The sequence below is a fragment of the Paraburkholderia sp. BR10923 genome (genome assembly GCF_040948765.1).
GTDB classification, from domain to species: domain Bacteria; phylum Pseudomonadota; class Gammaproteobacteria; order Burkholderiales; family Burkholderiaceae; genus Paraburkholderia; species Paraburkholderia youngii.
In genome coordinates this window covers 1-6,929 of sequence record NZ_JBFPKO010000079.1, presented here as the reverse complement: position 1 = coordinate 6,929, position 6,929 = coordinate 1, and the positions used below count along the sequence as shown (strand labels likewise).

General features: G+C 58.9%; 6 protein-coding genes and 3 pseudogenes. 8 read left to right on the top strand and 1 reads right to left on the bottom strand.

Going from position 1 to position 6,929, the window contains the following annotated elements:
• Nucleotides 1–214: 214 nt before the first annotated feature.
• A pseudogene (locus AB3X94_RS41000) lies at nt 215–408 on the top strand (IS110 family transposase); the annotation flags it as partial.
• A gap of 15 nt (nt 409–423) precedes the next feature.
• On the opposite strand, the pseudogene AB3X94_RS40995 reads toward AB3X94_RS41000, so the two are convergent.
• Nucleotides 424–570, bottom strand: a pseudogene (locus tag AB3X94_RS40995) (IS6 family transposase); the annotation flags it as partial.
• Between the two features lie 894 nt (nt 571–1,464).
• On the opposite strand from AB3X94_RS40995, the pseudogene AB3X94_RS40990 reads away from it, so the two are divergent.
• The 7 genes and pseudogenes from AB3X94_RS40990 to AB3X94_RS40960 all read left to right on the top strand — a co-directional run.
• Nucleotides 1,465–1,645: pseudogene (locus AB3X94_RS40990) on the top strand (DDE-type integrase/transposase/recombinase); the annotation flags it as partial.
• Between the two features lie 172 nt (nt 1,646–1,817).
• On the top strand, nt 1,818–2,396 hold the full coding sequence (locus tag AB3X94_RS40985) for a hypothetical protein (RefSeq protein ID WP_368594312.1): 579 nt from the start codon (nt 1,818–1,820) through the stop codon (nt 2,394–2,396).
• Between the two features lie 132 nt (nt 2,397–2,528).
• Nucleotides 2,529–3,512, top strand: a complete 984-nt coding sequence (locus AB3X94_RS40980; protein WP_368594313.1) for a hypothetical protein — start codon at nt 2,529–2,531, stop codon at nt 3,510–3,512.
• Between the two features lie 520 nt (nt 3,513–4,032).
• Entirely contained in the window at nt 4,033–4,212 is a 180-nt protein-coding gene (locus AB3X94_RS40975) for a hypothetical protein (protein WP_368594311.1), read from the top strand.
• Between the two features lie 63 nt (nt 4,213–4,275).
• On the top strand, nt 4,276–4,443 hold the full coding sequence (locus tag AB3X94_RS40970) for a hypothetical protein (protein WP_176112321.1): 168 nt from the start codon (nt 4,276–4,278) through the stop codon (nt 4,441–4,443).
• The gene (locus AB3X94_RS40965; RefSeq protein ID WP_368594310.1) at nt 4,440–6,083 is read left to right on the top strand and encodes a hypothetical protein; all 1,644 of its coding nucleotides are present in this window, start codon (nt 4,440–4,442) and stop codon (nt 6,081–6,083) included. The genes AB3X94_RS40970 and AB3X94_RS40965 overlap by 4 nt, the downstream gene beginning before the upstream one ends.
• Before the next feature lie 13 nt (nt 6,084–6,096).
• Nucleotides 6,097–6,690 carry a hypothetical protein gene (locus tag AB3X94_RS40960; protein WP_368594309.1) on the top strand — a complete coding sequence of 198 codons (594 nt, stop codon included), beginning with the start codon at nt 6,097–6,099 and terminating at the stop codon, nt 6,688–6,690.
• The last annotated feature ends 239 nt before the right edge of the window (nt 6,691–6,929 follow it).

Sequence of the window (6,929 nt, the reverse complement as noted above, 5' to 3'; positions counted from 1 at the left end):
TCACCAGCCGCACCGCCTCCAGCTTGAATTCCAGGGTGTACCGCGCACGCTTCAATTGGCTCATCTTCGTTTCTCCTTGCTGCAGTTTAAACCTCAGCAAGGGATACGTTTTTCAGGGGCAAGCTCAAAGCAAGATGGATCCTCACGGGTCAACGGCATCGATGAGTCCAAGTGGCAAATAGGAAGCTTTCCAAGGCGACCGGAGGATCCAGTGATGAATCGTACAGCAGTCGGTGTGGACATCGCGAAAACGTGTTCCAGTTGCATTACATCGATCAGGAAACCGGCGAGATCGTGAACAAGCCGATCAAGCGAGCAAAGTTCCTCGAACACTTCGCGAACCTTACGCCGTGCCTGATCGGGATGGAAGCGTCCGGCGGTGCGCACCACTGGGCTCGGCAACTGACGACCGCGTTCATTTCATTCTTCGAGGTTACGGAGGCTCAATGAGTACGCCACGTACCACCGGACGCACAGCAGGATCACGTCCAGCGGGTAGCGCAACCGCTTCAATACCTTGCCAATGCCGGCGGGCAGCATCTTGCTCGGCGTCTTCGTCTTTGCCATCATGCGTGTCATACGTCGTGGTCGACGGATTTTACTTGACCGCGCTAATGCGACAAAACCCCGCCAACTCCGGTGTTGTTAAGAACCTTAGAAACTGGGCGATATTAGAAACTCGTTTGGATATCGAAAAAATAATTGATATCCATTCGATTCGCGATTGGTGGTATGTTGGTAACAAATTTCGTGCGGCCCGTAGTAGTTTGATTTTTGGTTGTGCGCGCACAAGGTCTTTCTTGATCGGTAGTTTGGCTGGGGTGAGGCGGCAGGGACGCATCTGCGGGCGGCAATCGTGATCTGAAGCGGCGCGCTCAGCTTATTGTCACAGATGGCGTGGACTTGACGTGCATGCGAACGCTTGCCGCTCTGGCGGGTATGGGGGAAATCGCGACATCAGCAACAAGGGGTCTATGTTCGTGAGTCGCCGGGAACTCGTCAACGCACTAGCCTTTCGATAGTGTTCGCGAACCCGCATTTCAGTGGTCGGCATTGACTTCGATGCTTATCGTGACTGGTGTCGTCGTAACGGCGGCGCGCTTGGCCAGATGCCCCCCCCCCGGTCTTGGCTGGGAGATTGAGATGTCGCATGTATTCCTTTGGCGCGCCCGGATCATGGGGCGAATAAGCGTTCGTTAACTTGACAAAGCTAGGAACTGGGACTGTTTAATGGTTACCGGGTTCGTCGTACCGCTGCGCCGAAAGCGCGCCCAGCATGATAGGTCCCATAAACCTTGACATGAAGCAGACAGGAAAGCCGTGTGCGGGAAAACCGCATGCACGGTTTGACGTGACGGGAGTTGGAAACGTGACTATGGCAGCCGGACTGAGGACCACCGCGAAAGCGGTGGAGAGACCACCGGAGCCTACCGTGTGCGCGCCAGTTCTCGACCCTACCCTCTCGAACAGGATCATCGGGCGATCAAGCGCCGAACTCGACCGATGCTTGGGTTCAAAAGGTTTCGTTGTACCCGCATCCTGTTGGGCGGCATCGAAGTTATGCACATGATCGTCAAGGGGCAGATGGACGATGGCGGCGTTGGTGCAAACTCCCGCACAGCAATTCTATTCACTGGCTGGATAAGGAATCCATACCATATTGGACTTGGCCGACCTCTCGGTCTTACTGCGACAGAACCCGCTTTTTGGGCGGTTATTCGCGATCTCGAGAATTTATGCATGCCTTGGTCACAACAAGTCGCATTTACGCGGCTTGATCAGCGTAGCCTTAACCGAAACCAAGAGAGGAATCTTCCGTGGCATCAAAGAAGATATTAATTCTGCTCATAGCTGCTTGGCTGGACGTTTATAACGGCCCCGTCAGCGCGCAGACGCTTAACACCCAGTTCTTGGGTTGGATCGGCAAAAGCCAGCACGGCTACTCCTTGGACGGATCGGACTGGCACTATTGTTTCGGTGGCTCTGGAGGAAGCTGTGGAACCGTGGCGTTAACGACAGGCCATTCGTCATGCCACACCACCAGCTTTAACATCGGTGCGCAGTGGGGAATCCCGATAAAAATCGTCAGCATGGCGATCGATGTCGGGATCAATAAGTCATGGACTGCATGCAATATTCGTAGCGAAACGGTCACTTGTGGGCCTAACCCGGGCTGGAAGGGCCGCGCAGTCATCAACTTCAGCGAACGATGGGGGAAAGTCCACGTGATCGGAGCGGATAACTACCTCACCTTGCAGTCAAGCTGCCCAGCGGGATGGAGTTCCGATTGGATGGGGGGGTGGAGTTGGCGTTGCACATACGTCGGTGGCGCATATGATCGTGAAGGATATTTGCCAGAGTGGCGTGGCAGTAGCTGCAACTATCAGCGCATTTAGTTACTCAGATCGCCATTCGCCTTGTTCATTGGCTTGAGACAGCGGAGTGTCTTTGGTATCGCCACGATACCGCCAAGAGCGAGGCGTGCACTGTGTCAGACGGCTGACGTTCCTTATCTACAAAGAAAGCTTATGTCCTTCAACATAAATTTATCTTCACGGCGTCGAGTCCATCTAGCCATCGTTGGATGCTTGCTGATGGTGGTGGCAGGGTACCTCTTATTTCTCGCCGCGCCCACGGTAAGTTCGGAGCAAGCGAAGCGCGCATACAAGCCCACAGACTTGAGGTCTTCCGAAGCTACCGCGACAAGCAGCAAAGAGGGAATTGCGTGGCCCGATGGCATTAATGCCGGCGGGAGTTTGGCCACCGATGACAAGCCCTCCGGAGCGGCATCCAATGATACACCTGTACAAATTGACGCGAGCCTTCGTGCGATCTTTCAGAAGATCGTGAATCGCGGCAACATGTCTCAGAATGAGCTGGATGAGTTTCGGGCTCGGCTGCAGATTGCTTTGGAAAATGACCCCGAGGTCGCAAAGCTTGTGACTCAGTTCTATCACGACATGCCTGCCGAACAGGGCATGGAGCGAGACATTCTTCGATCCATTCTAGTTGATTCTGCAATTGGCAGAGACATAGTCTTGCAAGAAGCAAATGCCATTTGGGAGGGCAGAAACGAATCCAAATATGCCGAGATGTATGAGACTTACTTCAACATGCCAAGTCAAACGCCTCGAGAGGTCTTCAGTAAGGCGCTGAGCGATTTGAGGAGCGATGCCACGACCGATGAGAGGACCGCTGTCGCGCGACTGAATCTCATCGGCACTCTTGAGGAACCAAGCATTCCCAATGCCGCGAACTTAAGAAGTGAGGCCGTGCAGACATTGAACCAGATAGCGGACGGCCACGATAGTGAGTTGATACGTGCACTCGCTGTACAAAAACTCTTTCGGCTGAATTCCCCGGGGGAAGCTGCGAATATCGCTATCGGCCAGTTTTCCAAAGGTGCCTATCCGGACTTGGTTCGTGAAACGCTGAATTCCGTCAGCAGCGGTGATGTCGAGCTTACGCCGAACTTGCGCACAGCTTTGACCATGGCTGTTAAACGTCCGTAGACGGCGTCTGTCAAACGAAGAAAAGTTGGTACGAAATTGCACAAATGTTGAGACTTCCCCGGTTCGACGACCGACTCCGACGAAGTGAGCCTTGCGTGGCGCCGGTTTCCCGTCGGCGCGAGTCAAGCAAGTTGTCGCCTCGATCATGCGGCCAGTCGAGTGCGTATGTGTTTTAACGATGCAGTCGCGCTCGGGATTCAGTGTTACTGCGCCGACAGGCGTCCAGTTCCGGGTGGCGCGGACCAGCGCCCTTGTCTCGGTTTCGGGACGATGCGACGGTAGCGAAGGTTGCGTATGCACAGACGCAGCCGGCATCAGCGCGATGCTTAACGCCGTGCGCGAGCCGTATGCGGGGAAACTCGCACGTACGGTTCTTCGGGGGCCGCGTTTCTGAGAGGGAACGCGGCTACCCTCTCGAAGCGTGAGTTCATTCATCCGCTGGACTTGCTTCTTTTAAAAAATGGGCGCGGCTAGCAGGCAGGGCCGCTCGACTCGCCAATAACCTGACCGAGGGATAACCATGCGTCACGTCTGCCACCGCCATACCCGGCAACCCGTTCTCTGGAAACTTTCCCCACCACTGTGCATCGCGCTGCTCCTCACCGCCAGCGGCGGTGCCGCGTCCGCTTTCGCCGCAGACGCACCCGCCGGGCTGTACATCAGCGAAGTGGCCGGCAATTTCCGTCAGGACAAGGACTAGGACGCGGCAACCACGTCCAACAGCGTCGCGTGGGTTGAGCTATACAACAAACAGAATGTCGCGGTGAACCTGAAGAACTACGTGCTGCGCACCGGCGGCATCAAACAAAGCGATCCGTCGTCGGTCAGCGCGTCGGTCAACTATGCACTGCCCGACGTGACGATTCCGGCCAACGGCTACCTCGTGATCGCCGGCCAGAAATCACCCTATCTGACGAACTCTCGACGGTGAACGACGCCAGCAAGGTCGTCTATCTCCTTGACGCAACCGGGACCTATCTGCCGTACTGGAGCAACAGTTCGGGCTTCATCGAACTGCAGGCGGCCAGGACGGCGCAGGCCGCGGCCAGGACGGTGGACTTCGTCCGCTTCGGCGAGAGCACCACCGAGCCGCTCACCAGAAACTACTGGGTCGGCGCGAACGTGCCGGCGTTCGCCACGCCCGCGGCCACGTACGTCGGCAGCCAGTCGCTCGATCCGCTGGATACGCATGACCAGTCCATCGCTCGCCTCAACAGTCGATTCACCGCCACCGGCACCAGCACCGACTGGACGCTCGTCGACTTTCCCACACCGGGCGGACCGAACGACGTGGCGGCGGGCGTCACCGACAGCGATCACGACGGCATTCCCGATACGGCCAAGGCCGCGGGCGGCACCTACGCCGGCTTGGACCTGTACGCGATGGGCGCGCGGCCGGGGCAGAAGGACATGTTCATCCAGCTCGACTACATGGGCAGCGACGCGAGCGCGACCACCCAGGATTCGGCCCGGCAACTGCAGGAGGCAACGCTGACCAAGATGGCCGCCGCGTTCGCGCCGCATCACATCGTCGTGCACTTCGATGCGGGCACGCGCTTCTCCGCCAAAGTCGACACCGCGCACTACAACCTCGACGGCGCCAGCCACGAGCGCACGTTCGGCAAGTGCACGCAGATGAGCGCGAGCGCCACCGAGAGCCGCACGGCGCTCGAGAACGGCTGCACGTCGATCTATCGGTATTACAGCCAGCACGTCGATCCGCGCCGCCGGGCCTTCTTCCGCTACGGCCTGCTCGCTTCGTCGCAGAACAGCGACGGCAGCAGCGGATCGTCCGGCATCTCCGAGCTGCCCGGCAACAAGGTACTCGTGACCTTGAAGGGCTTCCTCGCGAACAACCTGAGCGCGGCGGGCGAAACGATGCGCGTGAACTTCCAGGCCGCGACGCTCATGCACGAGTTCGGCCACAGCCTGGGCCTGCGGCACGGCGGCGACGAGCTTGCGGTCAACTACAAGCCGAACTACCTCAGCATCATGAACTACCTGTACCAGCTGTCGGGCGTGCCCACCGACGGCACCGGCACCGACGCGGTCGAGCGCTACTACTATCACCAGAACGACTGGAACGGCGTCGCGGTACCCAATACGCGCCTGCCGAGCGCACCCTATGCGGCCTATACGTATCCCGCCGACGCGGTGCCGCACGGCCCGACCTCCGACACCTTCAAGATCGACTACTCCGACGGCAGCAGCCTCAATCTGGACGAGAATGCGCTTAAGGAATCGGACTATGTCGGACGCGGCGCCGGCACCAGCGCCACGGCATTCGGCGACTGGAACCTGAACGGCGTGAAGCAGGCCGCCCCTTACCAGTTGTCGTTGACCGGCCAGTTGGATACCTTCGGCCGGACCGTCTATGTGTCGCTGCACGATTTCAACGACTGGAACCATCTTGCGCTGGTCACGGGCAAGAACTACAACCTGGTCGGGATCGCACAGAGCTACGGGATCGGCACCGATCATCCGCCGCTGATCAAGACGAGCCGGATCCAGACGGAAGAAGCGGTGCCGGCGGCCGTGCTCGCGCATCTGAAACAAGTCAGCGCTAGATAAGAGGAGGTTGTGAATGGCGGCTTTCGATTGGCAGGGCGCGGTTCTCGCCGTCCTTCTGGGACTGGCGACGCCGGTTCTCGCGGAACCCCTGCAGATCGCCGGCCTCTCCCCGCCGGGCGCCGCGAGCCTGGCGGCGGAGGTGCTGGCGCCGCGCTTCCAGCTGAACGCGAAGGCGGTGCTGGCGTTCAGCCTGGACGACCAGCGCGTGCACATCTCGCCGTGGCCGGCGCAGCTTCCCGCCAACCTGGGCGCGCAGTACGTCGCGGCGCGGACCGTCGTGCATCCGGCGGGACCGATGCGGATCGTGACCTTCCGCCGCGCGCAGGACGCCGACGCGTGGCTGCGGATGGCGGCCGGCGGTGGTCAGCGCAGCCTGTTGCTACCCGACCGGATCGTCGGCAGGATCAACGACGGGTTCGTTTATTTGCTCGATCACAACGAGCCCCGGCGCGTCGACGTCAACCAGCCGGTCACGCTGACCGACGACGCGCATCGCGAGTGCTGGCAGTTTGTCCTGCTCAACACCTCGATACCCCAAAAATCGCAGGTCGACGCGGAGCCGCGCGCGGACTGGTACATGCGACGGATCGCCTGCCCACAGGAGTGAGGTCGCGGGATCAGCGTCGGCGCACAGAAGGCTGGGTGAAAGAATGGCTTAGTAAGATGATGCCCGGTTTTCTTTGCTCCATCGTATTCCTGACGCACAAAGGCCGACGCGCTTAACAGGATGCGGAAATACCCCCGCCCGGAATCGGCCTTCCACGATTTGAGCGCCCACCGTCGCTAAATCTTTCGCATTGTGCAATTTCAACGCGCATCAACCTTTTTAAAGCACTGTGAGGCCGG

Coding starts and splice junctions, on each gene's coding strand:
- AB3X94_RS40980 (WP_368594313.1), top strand. CDS start 2,529: ATGTCCTTCAACATAAATTTATCTTCACGGCGTCGAGTCCATCTAGCC.
- AB3X94_RS40975 (WP_368594311.1), top strand. CDS start 4,033: ATGCGTCACGTCTGCCACCGCCATACCCGGCAACCCGTTCTCTGGAAA.
- AB3X94_RS40960 (WP_368594309.1), top strand. CDS start 6,097: ATGGCGGCTTTCGATTGGCAGGGCGCGGTTCTCGCCGTCCTTCTGGGA.